The organism is Virgibacillus sp. M23 (assembly GCF_034190895.1).
GTDB classification, from domain to species: Bacteria; Bacillota; Bacilli; order Bacillales; family Amphibacillaceae; genus Virgibacillus; species Virgibacillus salarius.
The window spans coordinates 18734-36558 of the sequence record NZ_JAWDHA010000040.1 but is presented as its reverse complement, the minus strand read 5'-3'; the positions used below and the strand labels follow the sequence as shown (position 1 = coordinate 36558).

Annotated in this window: 15 protein-coding genes; 2 read left to right on the top strand and 13 right to left on the bottom strand. The window is 38.0% G+C overall.

Going from position 1 to position 17825, the window contains the following annotated elements; all coding sequences use genetic code 11:
• Positions 1 to 494: 494 nt before the first annotated feature.
• The 4 genes from dacB to RVS70_RS14765 form a co-directional block, all read right to left on the bottom strand.
• Positions 495 to 1976, bottom strand: coding sequence for a D-alanyl-D-alanine carboxypeptidase/D-alanyl-D-alanine-endopeptidase (gene dacB, locus RVS70_RS14780; protein ID WP_321133832.1), 1482 nt, complete (start codon positions 1974 to 1976; stop codon positions 495 to 497).
• 163 nt (positions 1977 to 2139) lie between these two features.
• Complete coding sequence (locus RVS70_RS14775; RefSeq protein ID WP_162986400.1) at positions 2140 to 3768, bottom strand: YndJ family protein; 1629 nt, start codon at positions 3766 to 3768, stop codon at positions 2140 to 2142.
• Positions 3755 to 4234 (bottom strand): DUF4166 domain-containing protein, encoded by a 480-nt coding sequence (locus RVS70_RS14770; protein ID WP_321133830.1) that lies wholly within the window; start codon positions 4232 to 4234, stop codon positions 3755 to 3757. The genes RVS70_RS14775 and RVS70_RS14770 overlap by 14 nt, the downstream gene beginning before the upstream one ends.
• Before the next feature lie 147 nt (positions 4235 to 4381).
• Positions 4382 to 5284: a DoxX-like family protein gene (locus tag RVS70_RS14765; RefSeq protein WP_321133828.1), complete on the bottom strand. Its 903-nt coding sequence runs from the start codon at positions 5282 to 5284 to the stop codon at positions 4382 to 4384.
• Between the two features lie 181 nt (positions 5285 to 5465).
• Here RVS70_RS14765 and RVS70_RS14760 point away from each other — a divergent pair, with 181 nt between their 5' ends.
• On the top strand, positions 5466 to 6716 hold the full coding sequence (locus RVS70_RS14760) for a DNA polymerase IV (RefSeq protein WP_166529961.1): 1251 nt from the start codon (positions 5466 to 5468) through the stop codon (positions 6714 to 6716).
• Positions 6717 to 6781: 65 nt separating this feature from the next.
• On the opposite strand, the gene RVS70_RS14755 is transcribed toward RVS70_RS14760, so the two are convergent.
• From RVS70_RS14755 to yhfZ, 9 genes are all read right to left on the bottom strand, one after another.
• Positions 6782 to 7714: an aldo/keto reductase gene (locus RVS70_RS14755; protein WP_121605008.1), complete on the bottom strand. Its 933-nt coding sequence runs from the start codon at positions 7712 to 7714 to the stop codon at positions 6782 to 6784.
• Positions 7715 to 8186: 472 nt separating this feature from the next.
• Positions 8187 to 9389: a phosphopentomutase gene (locus RVS70_RS14750; protein WP_026682156.1), complete on the bottom strand. Its 1203-nt coding sequence runs from the start codon at positions 9387 to 9389 to the stop codon at positions 8187 to 8189.
• A gap of 2 nt (positions 9390 to 9391) precedes the next feature.
• Complete coding sequence (locus RVS70_RS14745) at positions 9392 to 10552, bottom strand: alanine racemase (protein WP_026682157.1); 1161 nt, start codon at positions 10550 to 10552, stop codon at positions 9392 to 9394.
• Between the two features lie 25 nt (positions 10553 to 10577).
• On the bottom strand, positions 10578 to 11702 hold the full coding sequence (locus RVS70_RS14740) for an aminotransferase class V-fold PLP-dependent enzyme (RefSeq protein ID WP_026682158.1): 1125 nt from the start codon (positions 11700 to 11702) through the stop codon (positions 10578 to 10580).
• Position 11703: 1 nt separating this feature from the next.
• Positions 11704 to 12618: a phosphotriesterase gene (locus RVS70_RS14735; RefSeq protein ID WP_026682159.1), complete on the bottom strand. Its 915-nt coding sequence runs from the start codon at positions 12616 to 12618 to the stop codon at positions 11704 to 11706.
• 28 nt (positions 12619 to 12646) lie between these two features.
• Positions 12647 to 13936 carry a YhfT family protein gene (locus RVS70_RS14730; RefSeq protein ID WP_166529960.1) on the bottom strand — a complete coding sequence of 430 codons (1290 nt, stop codon included), beginning with the start codon at positions 13934 to 13936 and terminating at the stop codon, positions 12647 to 12649.
• A gap of 24 nt (positions 13937 to 13960) precedes the next feature.
• Positions 13961 to 14320, bottom strand: a complete 360-nt coding sequence (locus tag RVS70_RS14725; protein WP_026682160.1) for a DUF2620 domain-containing protein — start codon at positions 14318 to 14320, stop codon at positions 13961 to 13963.
• The gene (locus tag RVS70_RS14720) at positions 14317 to 14697 is read right to left on the bottom strand and encodes a PRD domain-containing protein (protein ID WP_026682161.1); all 381 of its coding nucleotides are present in this window, start codon (positions 14695 to 14697) and stop codon (positions 14317 to 14319) included. The genes RVS70_RS14725 and RVS70_RS14720 overlap by 4 nt, the downstream gene beginning before the upstream one ends.
• A 61-nt stretch (positions 14698 to 14758) precedes the next feature.
• The gene (gene yhfZ, locus RVS70_RS14715; RefSeq protein WP_034679368.1) at positions 14759 to 15691 is read right to left on the bottom strand and encodes a GntR family transcriptional regulator YhfZ; all 933 of its coding nucleotides are present in this window, start codon (positions 15689 to 15691) and stop codon (positions 14759 to 14761) included.
• A 255-nt stretch (positions 15692 to 15946) separates the two neighbouring features.
• Here yhfZ and RVS70_RS14710 point away from each other — a divergent pair, with 255 nt between their 5' ends.
• Positions 15947 to 17515, top strand: a complete 1569-nt coding sequence (locus RVS70_RS14710) for a glycosyltransferase (RefSeq protein WP_166529959.1) — start codon at positions 15947 to 15949, stop codon at positions 17513 to 17515.
• The last annotated feature ends 310 nt before the right edge of the window (positions 17516 to 17825 follow it).

Here is a 17825-nt window from a genome sequence, read left to right as displayed (position 1 = left end):
ACCTATTACTTATGACAAGAATTGTTGCACCTTCTCATAGCGGAGACTAATTACGTAGACTCCTGCGGGATTAGCGCGAGCCGAAAATCCACTTTGCAACGTGTTCTTCTTTGCAAAGTTAGTTGAGACCGTGTCCGCGGAAAGCGAAGTAATTAGTCGGAGCATTGCCAATATACATCAAACATTTCAAAATAACCACTTGGCTTAACGCAGTCATTGCACTGATTTTATACTTTCTTAACTAAGAACAAAAGCGCAAGTGCCCGATTAGAAACGTAGCTACTGGAGCAAGTCAACGGAGATAAAGGAATCATGGTGTGCTTGCGAGCCGATGGTGACTTATCGTGTAGGGAAATTCGTGAAGTCGCCTCATTTCTGGGCGTTGGAGTTGGACACGGCTCAACAACCCCCTATTTATCCACATGGGCATTTCCTAGACTATAAAAAAGCTATTGCTTTACTACAACAGCTTTTATTTCATTTATTTAGTTGTTTTAATCTGTATCCACTATAATTTCCAATAGTTGATCCTCTATTACCTTTCCTTCCTCTTCATCAATTAGATTGTTAATCATAATGGAGAATATTAGCTTTTCTTTATTGCTTTTTTCAGCATAGCCCGATAATGTACTAACACCGTAAATTGTCCCTGTTTTAGCTTGCACAACTAAATCAGGCATTCGATAACGTAACGTCCCTCCTATTTGCCGATCAGAATCCCCAGCTACTGGAAGTGACTTTATAAAGCTTGGAAACCACGCTTCTTTTTGAACAGCGTATAATAATTGGGTAATTGCGGTTGGTGGTATTAATGTTACATGTGATATTCCTGAACCATCACGAATAAGTAGTTTTTCTTGATTCAAACCAAACCGCTTTAATTGTCTCTTTAGCGCCTCGATTCCTTGCTCCCAGCTTCCTTCTCCGTATACTTTTTTTCCCATTTCCTTTACTAAAATCTCTCCAAGACTGTTGTTACTATGTTTCATAAATGGAATAAGCAGCTCTGCTAACGTCATAGATGAATGCGTGAAAAGCAATTTCGATTTTATAGGTGCCTCACCACTTTTCACTACTCCATGCCATGTTATATTCTGCTTGACTAAAGCCTGCTTAAGTAAGTCCAGTGCATAGCCAGTGGGTTCCCAGACAGCTATCCACTCTTTGATCGGCTCTTTGGCTTTAGGGATTATTCCTGACACTGATACGATATTTGTCCCGTGCTCACGTTCTATGATGAGGTCTTCTTCTTGCTCAGCTTTTACCGTTATTGCTTCATTTTTTATTTCTATATAATTGTTTTTTGGTGACATGGATACTTGTGGCTTTTCACCAATTCCACCTGATTGTATTTCTAAACGGACAGTTCCCGCGTCATAATCCTTGTCTGGAGAAATTGTTAATGCAGATACTTGTGCACCATAATAATAATGCTCATCACTCCAAATCATATCTGGCGAGAGGCGAACTGCATCATACCATGTATCGTCACCGATTATATCTCCAGAAATATGATCAATATCCATTGCTTTTAACTTTGCTGCGAACATGTCAAAGGTTTCTGGCAACAAGGTAGGGTCCCCTTTTCCAACTAAATACAGATTTCCATTCAACCTCCCCTGCTTTATCGTCCCATTAGTACGTAATTCTGTAGAAAATTGATAATCCTTTCCCAAAACGGATAAACTCGTCGCTGCAGTTAACAACTTCATATTAGAGGCAGGTCGAAACCGAGTATTTCCCATATGCTCATAAATTATTTTGCCTGTATCCGCTTGTCGAATACTTACCCCAATTAATCCGCCCTTTAATTTTGGTTCTTTATGGATATATGAATCTAGCTCTTGCTTCATACTATAGCTCTCTCCTTTTCCATTAGCCGCTGTTGCAGTGCAAGACACAGAAGAAGCTATACATACAGTAACGATCAATCCTAAAATAACCAGCCACCCTATACCCTTAGGATGTACAAACATAAGAACACACCTCAAAATAGCTTAAGTTTATGGCCTTATTCATTATTTCCACAAGACTGTCTTTCATTCCTGTTTTTTTAAGATTTCGCGCTTCTATATATACAACCTATCCACTCATTTCCTTTATAGCAAACTACAGCATAGTAAATAACGGTTGCAAACATTACTCCACCTTTCTCTCAAGTTGTGGTAGATGCTTATGTTCAATACGATAATTAATATGTAAAAATGGTATAGAGAACAGCCACATTCGATGTCTGGCTTTAAGTAAACCTTCCTCTACTTCTTCTACATCAAAGGTTTCTTCAATCGGCAACCTAAATAACCGATTTCTAATCACTAAATAAATACCCGAATCCGCTTTAGTTGTACGTACTTTTTTGCTGGTTAACTGCAAATGCTCTCCTTGTTGATTTAATTCCAAAATTCCAATCATGGATGTACGAGGCAATGGTAAAGCAATATTCATATAAGTACGCTCCCCACTTTGGTGATGGGAATATAACGCTACAAAAACAGTCTCTTGACTGATTTTTCTGACCCATGCTCTTGTATTGCTTCGGCCATCTATATGATCGGCGATCCCGTGTATATCTCCTGTCATTTCGTTACATCTACTGGATAAAGGTAAATTCAATTGCTTTATAAAGCGGCTTATTTGTCGATAGATAATTGCCAGGGGTAGAAACCAGTGATGCCAATATACTTCGGCAAATAATCGATAACTTTTTGTATTTTCATAGAAATCGATAATCGTTTTGGATAACGTCTCTGTATCGATATCATATGCAAATTGTTTCATAGAGTCTATAAGCCCGTTATAACTTTGTTCATCCGTCTTTCCATTTAGAATTGATTCGTCTACTACGACTGATCCTCTGATCTTACTAATTGGAAAGACTATCTCCCTTTGCTTACTTAATGGTGGAGCAACTAACCAGCCTATTGTACCTATTCCTGCAAACAGTATGATATTTATCAAGCCATGAAACAGTATCATGAAGTCAATGGAAATAAAGAATCGCTCTGAAAGATTCCCAAGTGCATATATAAGTGAGAAAAGTATTGAAATTCCTAATGCACTGTATGAAATACGGACAAACCATTTTTGGAACGTGTTTTGGAACGAAGTTTGAAATGATAAGCCAATTAAACCATATATTCCAATGATATAAAGTATGACAGACACGAATTCCAAAATAACCGAGAACGTAATTCCTAACGCGACAACCATAGGTGAAATGATAATAATGGTTGCGACTAATGGATACCATTTCGATTGATGGACTCTTCCTAAAAGCCCGACAGAAACAGGTAATAGAAATGCAGAATAGTGAAAATGATTTGCTGTTAACCATGTAATAATAGGTGAAAAGCCTGTATCAATCTGTGCTTCATGCGCCACAAACCAAGCTCCACCTATAACCATATAAATAAGTCCAATATCAATTAAAAACTCCTCGACATGTACAAAACCTCTATGTAGAAAACGGTTGACCCCAAGGATTGCCAACATGATTGTAAACATGAAATAGATGGTTGCCAGTATTGTATCAATTGGAGAATCTTGTGTTATTTGCAGTACAAAAATGGCTATAGATGCGACAATTCCAAAATATGGATAAAAAGTGGGGATCCAGCCTCTTTGTTCTTTTAAAATGATGTGCAGCATGTATGGCACAAAAATTAATTGTGCTGCAGATAATATTAATAAGTACCAAGAATCTTCTCCATACAAGGTAATCAGAATGAATAAGACACTATTCATACAGGCTACTTTAAAAAATGTCATTGCTTTTAAACTCCCCTTCATATGAGAAAACCGTTCCAATTATAGGATTTTTAACCTGAACCTGTATATAGTACACCGCTTTCGTTTCCATATATGTTTCCGTTACAGTAGCCAATCCCTGAAATATTTTGGGTAATGGAATTTCTATAAATGGTAATACGAGTCTCTGTTTTTTAGAATCAATTCGCAATCCTCCTTCTTTCGTTATTGACAGTGCTAAATCGGAATAAAACTTAGCAGGTTCACCTAGATAATCTTGGATAAGGTTTTGTTCGGAATTTAGATACATACGTGCATTAAAAAAGCGCTTTTTATGATTAAAATAAAATACTCTTTCCCAGTGAACCTGTTCAGTTCCATCGCTTGCTATTATTTGCGAATTTACAATTTCAAATGGAATATTCTTTCCAGATTCAGGAAAGAATAATTTATACTTTTTACCTAGCCAAAAGTAGGAAATAACCACATTGGTCCCCCTCTTACACATTTCATCACTCCCGTTGCTTTAAAGATACTATTTCTTTTAAATTCATATCGTCTTTGTAACATAGGGTGAAGATCATAAAATTGGTTTTCTAATACCTTTTTATAAATAGACATTTGCAACTCCTTCTTACTTACGCTTACAGCTTCTTGCTGTAGGAATATTCTTAGTAGTGTGTAACCCTACGATAGAAACCACTAGCAAAGCCAAATTAAACGTTACGGGATTAAATGGATGAAAGAGCTGATCTGGAGTTGTTAAAATGGCTATGATTCCTAATAACGGAAAAATTGCAATTTGTATTATGTATAACCATCTTCTATTTTCGTAGAATAGCCACATCAACCCAAACATAACTTCTATCGCTCCAGTGATCATAATTAGCACAGATGCTTGTTTTACATTGATTGAAAGTGCCGTTTGTACCATTGATAATTCAACAGGATGTTGGTGTATCAACTTAGCAGCTAATCCATGATAGAGCCAAATAAAGCTAAATAACAAGGCGAATAACCAACTACTAAAGAAACGTAAATACTGTGTTGTTGGCATCTCTCCTTCTTCTATCCACCTTTTTAACACAGCAAAACTGATTGCTGTGGCCCATCCCATCAATGGACGAAAAATGAAAAAATCAAACAGTTTACCTAAGTACCCAAACCTTGTTTTATAGTTATATTTTGTAAGAAACAGTGTAGAATCTTGTTGCGGTATGTATTTCCAATACCCTCCACCTTCCTTAATAATGGATACTGTCTGATCTGAACCAAACTGCAGGGAGGATACCTTAGATCCATCCTTTGTATTGGAGCTTCCGGAACTTCTCCCCCAGCCTTTTATTTGTAAACCAAAGCCAATTCTCGATTTATACGAGAATTTTTGTTGCTGCTTCACTTCATCCTTTGGTAAATACGAGATAGATGAAAAACGTAAATCCCACTTTTCATGTAAGTCCGGTGTTTGTGTGAATTTCCATATTGTTTCTGTATCCGATTGAATGGGTATTTCTACATAAATTGGTTTGTTCTTCATAGTATCACCTCCTCTTATTCTTCCAATATAACATATATTTTTAGGGAATAATCACAATTATCCGGCAAGCATACGATTCGTTTGATAATAAGTACCTATATGTGCATATATTTCCATTGAATAAAATAGGGCTATCAGCATACAATAAGAACAAACGTTCTTTTTTCGGAGGTGGATTAATATGAACTATGCTTCTTATCCACGCAACGATGTACTTTGCATTGATATGCGCTCCTTTTATGCAAGTGTCGAAGCAATTAAATTAGGAAAAGATCCAATGAAGGTCCTGCTTGCAGTTGTAGGGGATCCGAACCGATCAGGAAGTATTGTACTGGCAGCATCGCCAGCTTTAAAGAAAAAATATGGAATTAGCAATGTCAGCCGCTTTTTTGAGCTACCGGATGATCCAGATTTATATATTGTCCGTGCACATATGGCTGATTACTTATATGTGTCTGCTGAAATAACCAAATTAATTAATCAGTATGTGCCTAAGGAAGCTATTCATCCATACTCTGTTGATGAAGTCTGGGTTACCGTTAATGGATTAACAAAATTGTTTGGCAGTCGTTGGGAAGTGGCAAAACGGATGAAGCACGACATCCTTGAATGCTTTGGAATTACGAGCTCTATTGGTATCGGTGATAATAAATTCCTTGCAAAAGTTGTTATGGATCTTCATGCCAAAAAGCAAGGAATTGCGGAATGCAAATATGAGGATGTCGAAGCAAAGTTATGGTCATTTCCGATAGAAGCAATATGGGGAATTGGCAGTAGAATGAAGAATAATTTAAACAAGATGGGGATTGTCACACTGGGACAGCTTGCACGCTATGATTTAAATCACTTAAAAAAACGTTTTGGGGTGATGGGAGAACAGCTTTATTGGCATGCTTGGGGAATCGATTTAAGCCCAGTCCTCGGTGATTTTGTTAAAACGGAACAAAAGGGATTTGGTCATGGTATTTCCTTACTACGTGATTACTCTATGCAAGAAACAGAAGTTTGTCTACTTGACCTTTGTGAAGAAGTATGTCGTAGAGCTCGCACTGCTAACATGGCTGGTAAAACGATTCATCTAGCAATCGGCTATTCTAAAGCTACAGGAGGTGGTTTTTCCCGTTCTCGCTCTATCCAAATCCCGACAAATGTGACGATGGATGTTTACCATGTTTGTATGGATTTGTTTTTACAGTTTTATGATGGAGTAAGCAGCGTTCGTCGTGCCTATGTTACATTAGATAATTTATATAAAAAACAAGAAACACAGCTCAATTTGTTTGAAGACAGGGCAAAGAAAAATGATATTGGTTATACGATGGACGCTATCCGTGCCAAATATGGTTCTACTTCTATTCTCCGTGCCATCAGTTACACAGACGCTGGAATTACCCTAGAAAGAAGCCAAAAAATTGGTGGTCATTACGCTTAAAACAAACTCCCCTTTTTAAAAAGAGCACCATTTGCTTACAGCAAAAAGTGCTCGGAAACTAACAGCTATGCAAATATATCACTAATTTTTTGTACATCTGCTTGCGAAAGAGAAATCTCAGCAGCTCTTTTATTGCTAAGTACTTGATCAGGACGCTTAGCTCCAGGAATAAGAACATTAACCGAAGGCTGTGTCAAATACCAGGCCAGTACAATATGCACTACCTCTTCGCCATATGCTTCAGCTATCATGTTAACCTGTTTTACTTTCGCAAGATTTTCTTCGAATTTCTCACCTTGAAAATTAGGGTTCTGTGCTCGCAAATCAGTGAAAGTACTATTTATATTATATTTCCCAGCTAATAAACCTGATTCTAATGGAAAATAAGGAATGAACGTAATATTTTCTTTTTCGGTATAAGGAAAATATTTCGTTTCCGCATCACGTTTTAATAGATTATATTCTGCTTGCAGTACGTCAACGTATCCATCTTTATTCGCTTCCTTTAATTGTTCCGGAGAAAAATTAGAAACACCAATGGATCGAATTTTCCCTTCATCTTTTAACTCTTTTAATGCACCTACAGCTTCATCTTTTGGCGTATCTTCATCTGGAAAATGAATGTAAAATAAATCAATATAGTCTGTTTGCAGACGACGCAAACTATCCTCTACTGATCGTTTTAAAAATGCTGGTGAATTATCCATCACAATATCATCACCGATAAATTTATGTGCACCTTTGGTTGCGATGATAATATCTTCTCGCTTATATTCCTTCATTACTTCACCAATTAGCTCTTCAGAACGCTCTGGTCCATAGATAAAGGCTGTATCTAGCATATTAATCCCATTATTCAGCGCCTTACGCACAACATCCTGGCCCTCACGTTCATCTAACAAATTCGGATAAATATTATGTCCACCAACAGCATTTGTCCCTAGCCCAATTGGGTAGACCGAAATATCAGATTTCCCTAAATACGTTTGCTTAGCCATAAAGTAAAAACTCCTTTCCCGATAGGATTAATGCAATATTAACATGTTTTCTAAATTCAAGATACGATATTGCTTATAGCTTAAAAACAAAGTATGCAATTAGTCATTGCACATAAAATGAAACTTCAATCCGTGGGGGTTACTGCTAGTTATATGTGGGAGAAAGCAAAGAGGCTGAGACAAAAGAACGGAAAAACAGTAAAAAACGAACAATAATTAGTTTAAATTAATTATCGTTCGTTTTTTGATTAAAATCATTCGTTGAACATCTAAAACAAGCGAGACTCCAGCGGGAACAGCACGAGTCCGAAGATCCACGTGGTAACGTGTTTTTCTTTACCCAGTTAGCTGAGGCCGTTCCCGCGGAAAGAGCGTATAGTTTCACGGTACGGCAATGCTACTCCTATTGATAATATGATTATTCGTATTTTGAGTAAGAAGTTGTGTTTTGTCCAGCCTCTTTATATGAAATCTATCGGTCTATTATTTCAGATAAGAAGCTTTTTCCTTCTGCCGTTGATGGTAGCTGAAAGAAATCGCAGAATGTAGCACCAACATCAGCCATTGTATCCCGGAGGCCAATATTCGCCTGTTTTACCTTCTTACCAAGAATCAAAATCGGCACATATTCCCTTGTATGATTAGCATGGCCAATTGTTGGATCATTTCCATGGTCAGCCATAACAATTAGCAAATCATCGTCTGCCATTAGAGGGAGAAACGAATCAGATAACCACTTATCAGTTTCATTTAATAGCTGACAATACCAATTAACATCCTCAGCATGTCCTGCCAAGTCTGTTTCCTGTACATTTATGAGAAAAGCTGCGTCTGCTTCTTCCTGTTCATAAACATGACTCACAGTATGGAGGAGATCGGTAGTGTTAACAATCGGATCAGATGGTCCCTCACCATGCAATACATCTGCAGTTTTTCCTAAGCGATGAACCTTCAAACCATGGTGCGCAGCAATCATCGGGAATTGCTGGTCAATTTCAACACCATAGCCCATGTGATACACATTATAGCCCTCTCCATAAACTTTGGCTTTCGGCGTATTCACTCCCCATTGTCCTTTATGCTTTTCTTCTACACAGGACAAAATATGCTCGATCGACGTATATGGTCCACCAAAAGCAATCACTCGAGTAGTATCTACGTTCTCACGGACGACACGACCAAGCTTTTTAACTTCTGAAAAAGGCATCTTCTTGAAATCAGCTGTTACATTAATAATATTTCCATATGCTGATTCTAAATTATCAGCAACAACTGCTGCATCGTTCACTAATAATATGGGACAATCTGCAATTGGATACGTCACACGATATCCAGCGTTCTCTAGTACAACTTTCATTGTTAAATGAATGTCCTTCATTAGACGCTTATGCGATTTTTTGGGGCAACTTCCAGCTATTTCTTGATGTCCCAAATACGTATCTGCGCCATGGTGAGCTAATTTGGAACGACCATAGGCATTTGGTGGTGGAACTTGATTGTCAACCAAAGCCCCAAGACCAGATTGATACATAAAGGGAATTTGTAAATCATCTTTTTTCACATCACGAATATGCTTATACGTGTTAGCCGTGCAATCGGATGGTTGATAATCAACACAATCATCCATTGCGCCAATTCCAAAGCTGTCAATGACAAGTAATGTCATTTTCGCCATGATCACCACTTCCTTTCTAGATGTACAAGCTTGGGTGTTCCAGACTGTATCCCTTCAACAAGTGCTACATGAGCTCTGGTTACAAATATTTGTGTACGGAAGGAAAAAATAGCTGTATCGCCAATCTTTACTTTAAAACAATCTGGTTTTGCAATGGAACCGTAATAGTCAATAGCTTCTGGGCTACTTTGCCTTGCCGCCACATACTGTTGAAGAATGGATTCTTTGTGACTTCCTACTAAACAGCCTTCCATATTCGATCTCCCATAAAAACCACCAGCAATAACCTGATAATGATCTTTCGTTTCGTGTGATACTTCAGAAACATAGATCATTGCAGGAATTTCTGGCAACCTCTTAAACGCATGTATTGGTGTTGTCCCTGTTAATCCATGTCCTGGCTCACCATGAGTTACTCCGTGAGTAGCTAGATACGGAATCGTGTCAACACTCGTCCCACTCGGACCATTGACCTGTTTTACTGTAATTCCTTTCTCTTCTAGTAATTGCTTTCCTTTTAATAACGTTGTGAGATTAGCAGTTGCAACCATTTCCTGCTTATTATCCGCTAATTGTAAATTAGGAAAAGTAGTTACACCTATTATCCGAACACCAGGTAAGGTTAGTATTCGATCAAGTTCTCGATGTAGCTCACCTAGTGGAATCCCACCCTCCTGCGATTCATAAATACTGTCTTCAGGGCCAACGACTTTCAATAAAATATCCTGCTTTGTACCAATATCTACTGCTGCATCTGATAATTGTTTTGCACGCTCATATGAAAATATCGTAACAACCTCTGGGCTCCAGCTAAGTATCTCCTTCCACTGATGCTTTCCAGGTTGAACCAAATGTCCAATATTACCTATCGCGATACCGTGATCTGCGAGTACTTTACCTTCATCAAAGTCAACAGCTACTGCTTTTTTTATTCCACTTTCTACGATATAATTTACAACCTCCGGAAATCGGCCTAGCTGCTTACTCATAAAATATAATTCCATTCCATGCTTTTTAGCAGTATCTGCTAACATGCTGGCATTTGCTTTTAGAGCATCTACATCGATAATATACGTATTTGGAGGAATCTCTCCGTTTTGATGTAACGAAAGCCCGGCATATATCAGCTCTGGATTTCTTTGTATTGTTGTATGCAAAAACATGGAAGCACCCCTCCTTCATAAAAATCTAGTTGACCATTTTTATTGCTTTATTTAAGATATGAATAACTGTGGATGCTCCCGATTTCATCGGGTTAATGCGTAATCCATATTGTTTTAAGTGTGGCTGTGCTTCAATAAAACTGCCTGAAACACGATAAATCATTGGAATAATTTCATATTTTGATTCTGCGCCTACTGGATGAGTAGCAGCACCAAGTCCATTACTGTTTTGAATAACTTCTTGCGCAATTGGCTGCTCTAGCTCAACAATGACATTTTTTGATTGCGCATTTGTCATATAGGCTGCTGCAATTCCTTCGATGACACCCTCATTTAATTGTTTACAAACCTCTTCAACCTGTTCATTCTGCGTTGCTAGTGATACTGGAGCAAATGTCATCATACGTAAAAGTTCCATCGCTTCATATCCCTGTACTTGTCCACCACCAGAATAATTTCGTTGCTGTAGTGTCTCTATACCGTCTTTTTTCCCTACAATTACTCCAATACCTTCTGGCCCAAGCAGCTTGAATCCGGAAAACGTAGAATAATCAGCACCATATTCTACACCAATCCCATAAGCTTTCATCGCACAATAATTATCGTCAACAACGATTGGAAGGTCTGGACGAATATTCTTCACCGTTTGAATAACCTCTTTTAGATGGTAGATATCTGTCGGCTGTTGCCTTGCATGCTGAATATAAAAAAGCTTACAGGATTGATTCTGTTGCACAGCTTCCTTTACAGCATTCAAATCATTGTAATTTATTGATTCTGTCTGAATACCTAGAATACGAATCGTATCCTTCGTCGTTGTATAAACAGGAGCAGTATGAATGAACATGCTATCACCAGCTTCAAGGAGCGTGCTCAGAATGATTCGAATCGCACTTGTACCTGCACCTCGAACGAGAGCAGACTTTTCAGCTTCAAAAAAATCGGCAATAACACGCTCTACCCTTTCCGTTTGTTCTGGTTTCTGATAACGAGGAGCGACACCAAGGTCACCCATAGATAAGAATTGATCACCTGTAAAATATTTACTCATACTATGGGTTAATTTAAATTGAAGCTGTTGAGCCTCCTCAACTGTCAACGTTGGAAGTACAGATGAAGCATATTTTAATTTTTCCGGATTGTAAGCCATATTACCGCTCCTTTACTGAAAATGCATTTGCTGGATTTTTTACAAGCAGGTCTGTAATTACCGTCTCCGTTACACCACGTTTTTTTAATGCAGGGATAAAATCGTTTAACACAAGATCATATCCCGGACCACCAAATTTATGCCAATGGGATTTTCGTGTTAAGTCTGCTGACAAAACAATTTGTTTATGGAAACCTCTCTCAATAAAATCTAATAGAAAGTCCAAACGCTCCTCATCCGGTCTGTAATTATTCTTACCAATCGTATCAAATCCAATATATACACCAGATTGAAGTACGTCTAAAACCTCTTCCTTATTAGGATTTAAATCCTGATGACCAATGATTATTTGTTCCTTCGGTAATCCCAATGCAAAAAACATGTCCACTTGCTTACTACCTAGCGTCCCTAAAGATGTATGGGTGGAAATCGGTAAGCCTGTCTCTAGACCAGCCATGCCAGCTCCAATAATGAGCTCTTTTTCCACTGGTTTTATCTCATTAACACTTGTCCCTACCTCCCCGATAATTCCAGGAAGAACACCTGTATCCTCAATTCCTTCTTTACTTTCTTTTATGAAATGAGTAGCAAATTGTTCACGATCCCACCCCTGGGCAAATTCAGGTATGAATGGATCTTTATAAAAACCAGTACATGTAACAATGTGTACACCAGATGCTTCACTTAAACGAACTAGCCTTTTGACATCTCTTCCCATTCCATCATTCGTCAGTTCTATCAAGGATCGTCCACCTGCTTGATAAAAATAAGCAAGTTCTTCCATCATCCCTTGTTCATCATCCAAAATTGTATCTGGATCCCCTTTTACTCTAGATAAGTCAATGGAGAGGTGCTCATGCGCCGCACAAACACCAAATGCTTCTTTCTCAATTTTTCCCTTTACAGTCTGTATCATTTGCTAATCACTCCTATGCTGTTTGTACTTAAGATACTGACATAATTCCTAGTAGTACCAATATGTTTGCAATAACACCAACTGCGATTGCTCCAACAGGCCCAACCGCCATTCGGACGATTGGTCTTCCAGCAACCTCATTCAATAAATAGAAGCCTGCGATAAAGAAGAATCCAAAACCAGGTGCAATGATATTTGCTGCATTTGCCCCTCCAATTAATAAGGCAACTTCTAATAATTTTGTCATTGCACTACGAATATTTTCCCCTGAGTTCCTTACACCAGGGTATTTGTCTAAGAACTTAGCAATCGAACTTAATAACATTACTTCTAAAAAGATAACAATAGCCCCAACAATTACTGCCACCCAAACATTTGGTACGAATAGACCAACTACAAATATCAAGGTGAATCCAACAGGACTGTAGACACCAGTAGCTATTGCTGTACTGGCAACTAAAGGAATGAAACCAATGGCTCTAGCTGCAGCAGCAATTCCAGCATCTGTTTGCTTTCCTTCAGCTAATAGATTAAGAGAAATTGGGTCTCCGGCCATTAGTAATAGATTCGTCGCACCAGCAATTAGTGCACCAATAATCATAAAGAAGACAACATTCTTTTTAATTGATTTAACTTTCTCACTGAATATGGATGCTAAGTCAACAGATGAACCTTCTTCCGTCTTTTCCCTCATAGCAAAAGCAAATAAGAAAATCATACCAGCGATAAGAGCCATACCCTCTTGATTTAACGTGATCACGTTATCACCGATACTTAGGAAGCCACTATCATTGACAAACACCGCTAGCTGCCTAACTAGTGCCGCTACAATAAACGTAACAATCCCTTTCTTAACACTAAATTGCATCGCAACTGCTAATGCTGGGAAAGCCATAAATGTTACAACTACTGGTGTTCCTACCTCTCCCATCGGTTCAAGGAAGTTAACAGGTAAGTATTCAAATAGCTTTACAAAGCCTTCCAATCCCATCAATAGTCCCCAACCATATAAACCACCAATTACTGCGGCAACGGGTGTACCCCACTTATTCTTCGGTGTCATCAAGCCAATAATATCTGTTCCAAGTAAAATACTATGAATCAAAATAATACTTGCTGTAATGGTAAAAGGTATTCCAAATCCTACTACTAAACCAAAACTCATGGCAAATGCCGTTAGCCCTAGCTCTCTACGCTTCAATCGTCCCTCTAAATGCTCCGATACAATTGGCCGTAACCCATCATTGAAAACGGCTATGTTCATGTTGGCTAGTACAGCGGCAATTGCCCCAATCAAAATTACAAATATCATTTCCATCTAATAGTCCCCCTTTATTTGTGATTATCCTTTATTTTTTAAAGCTTGAAGGATCATAGGAACCGCTGCTTCCATATGATCACCAGTAAAACCGAAAGCTATTTTCCCCTCTTTTACAGCTTCTTCTACTCTGGAAGCGTCAGGCTTCTTCCCTGGCATAGACACCGTTTCACATTTATCTTTTCCTATCATCGCAATTGCCATTGCAAGTGCACCGCCACCACCAGTATGGCAAGCACCTAAATAATAATCGGCTTGACCTGTTTTCATGGCCATTGCTGCATCTAAATCTGACTTCACAACAGTCTCAACAGCGGGATCCACATCTTTAATTAACGCTTCAATCGCTTTTTTCTCTACTTGTCCACCTATAACAATTTTCATTTTTTATTTCCTCCTTTATTCATAGCTAATACGTTTGTATAATGCATGTATAAAAATTCCTTTTCTTCCTGAGGAAGCTCTTTCTCCCAGCTCTGTTGTACCTTATTCACATGTCTTTCTGCATCTAGATAATAAGCAGATTGCTTCACTTCTTCCATAATAGCAGGAGATGGGGCCTCAAGAGCTTCACCTCTTTCAATTCTTGTCAATGCAGAAGGTAAGTGAGTAAATAACATTTCTGCCTGATCCACCTCTTCTAGCTCTAATTCATTCACTAATTCTTGAAAAGCAGCTAAAGTAATATGACATGCTTCTTTCGTTATTACCTCCCCTAAGACTAAAATGTGGAGTCTATCTTCTAATTCAGCTACATTCATACATATACCCCCTAGATAAAATACAGTTTTCTGTATATTGATGATAAAAAACTGCCTCACACTAATAGTGTGGGAGCTTTTCCTTATTCACAACCTGTTGCTGAATTCGTAGTATTTTTTCTTTATCCAGCTTTGTAATGTATTCCTTTACATCTTTTCGATCTTTTTCAATAAGAATGACCGAAGTAGATGCATTTTTCACGACTTGCCGTGTAGACGCTGACTGAAATTCGCCTACTTGGAAGGTTTCTCTTGCTCGATTTTCATCAGCATTCCAAACTGCTGCATCGAGATCTCCCTTTAAAAGCATTTCAAAGAGCTGCATATAGTTAACAGGTATTAACTCAACATCAAGGCCTCTGCATTCCATGAGTGTAATTTTCGATTGATCTATTGAAGTATAATCTATCCCGACACGCATACCATCTTTTATTTTTTGTTCACCATGGTTAGAAAAAAAGATTTGGTGTGCTGTAACATACGTATGGGCTCCAAAATTCAGCGCTATCTCTAGATTCTCATCCTCAGAAACTTCTTGTTCAGCTGCAAGCTGGGACATAATTACAAAATCAGACCTTCTTGCCTTTAACGACTCAAGCCGTTGTTTAGATCCTCTCATGTAAGCAAGGTCGATATGATTTAACATCGCTTCCGATGCCTCAATTAATCCTGTTGCCAACCCTTCATACTTAGGTGAATATGGCAGCGGCATAGCACCTATTAACGAGCCAACACCTGCTATTTCTTTCAGTAATACAACATCTTTCTTTCGTAAAAACGTTCCAAGATGTCCCCTTGCTTCCAAATGAATAGCGTGCAAGTTTTCTAAAACCTTTAAAGCACCTTGAACGGTTCCATTTCCAATCTCTAATGTTTTCGCTAAGTCGCTTACTCTAGGAATTCTATCCCCCTCTTGAATATGCAGCATTTTTCCAGCTATCTCTTTTGCCGCTAAACCATTTTTTGAAAATAAACTTTCCCAAATTCTGCTCATATCGACTCCTTCATAATATACAAAATATTGTATATTGCAATTATACCGCTTACATAAATGAATTGCAATAATAATTTTATTGATTTTGTTAATGTTTTCACCCTAATATCGATTGCCATACAGACAGGATGGTTTTGCCTTGCTGTCCACTCTACATTACCTAAAAAACAGCAAACAATGAACATTTGATGAACGGATCGATATAATACTACAAGGATTATTTTGTTACGCGCATACAAGGAGGTACTATTTCGGATGAAACAACACAGTGTCTTAATCGGGTCACCCATTCATCAGGAATACCCTATTCTAAAAGAATTTTTAACATCTTTATCTGAGCTGAAGCAAACAAATATTACTATCCATTATATGTTCGTTGATGATAATACTGATAAAGCTTCAAAGCAACTATTGAGGAACTTCGCTCAAGATAATGAAGGCAGTACAGAAATTATTGCTCCCTCTCCCTATGACCATCAGGGGTATTCTCGTAATGGTAATACGCATATTTGGAATCATCAAGCTATCTGGAAAGTAGCTGAATTTAAGAATCAAATTATCAAACATGCAAGGGATAAAGGGTATGATTATTTATTCTTAATTGATTCAGACCTTCTTATTCATCCAAACACCATTGAATATTTAATTCGAATAGACAAGAACATTATTTCTACCATCTTTTGGACAAAATGGCAGATAAACGCAGACCCACTTCCACAAGTATGGGTTCAAGATGAATATACTTTATATCACGCTACACATGGAGAACGATTATCAGATGAAGAAAAAAAACGCAGAACTATGGAATTCATTAATCAATTAAAGGTACCTGGAACGTATGAAGTTGGTGGATTAGGTGCATGTACGTTACTTAGTGCACACGCATTAAATACTGGTGTAAACTTTAGTCCAATTCCGAATCTTTCTTTTTGGGGGGAGGATCGTCACTTTTGTATTAGAGCACAGGCATTAGGATTATTATTATATGTTGACACACACTATCCAGCTTACCATATTTACCGTAGCTCGGATCTTGAAGCTGTAGAGGATTACAAGGACGATAATCAAGAACGTATCTCTCCTCTAGAAGTATCTGATATCTTAGCTAAGCGTATTAGTAAAGACAATAACAATAAAATAACATTATCCATGATTATGAAAAATGAAGCCTCACGATATTTAAAAAAAGTATTACTTCAGCATAGGGACTTCATTGATTCGGCGGTTATTATTGATGATGGCAGTGAGGACAATAGTATAGAGGTGTGTAAACAAATTTTAGCTGGCATTCCGACGCATATCGTCCAAAACAAAAGATCTACATTTGCAAATGAAGTAGAACTAAGAAAACAACAATGGGAGGAAACAATAAAAACAAAACCAGACTGGATTTTGAATCTAGATGCTGATGAACTGTTAGAAGATAAAGCGACAAATGAGATTCGTGAATTAATCAATCAATCGGATATCGATCTCTATAGCTTCAGACTCTATGATATGTGGGATGAAGAACATTATAGAGATGATAATTACTGGCAATCCCATTTGTGCTATCGGCCATTTTTATTACGATATCAACCAAACTTTGATTATCAATGGAAGAAGAAAAGGTTTCATTGTGGTAGATTTCCTGCGAATATTTATCATCTGCCAAATGCAATTTCCCGACTACGAATTAAACATTTTGGCTGGACAAATGCTAAGGAGCGTCAGCAAAAATATAACCGATATTTAGAGCTTGATCCAGATAGTGAATTTGGCTGGAACGAACAATATCAATCTATTTTAGATGCGCACCCTAGATTAATTAAATGGCAAGACTAGTCAACTGAGCCATAGAGTCTCAATCTATCAAATTGGGACTTTTTTTATAGTCTAGGAAATCATAACATTTTCCCCATATGGATAAATATCGGCGCGTTAAGCCACTTCCAGCTTCAGCGCCCAGAAACGAGGCGACTTCACAAATCACCTTACGATAAGTCATCATTGGCTCGCAAGCTCACCGTGATTCCTTTACCTCCGTTGACTCGCTCCAATCGTTACGTTTCTAATCGGACGCTTATGCTTTTGTACTTAAGTTGGTCTTCTTTTGTGATCTAACTACTTTATTCAAACCCTCGTATACTTATAT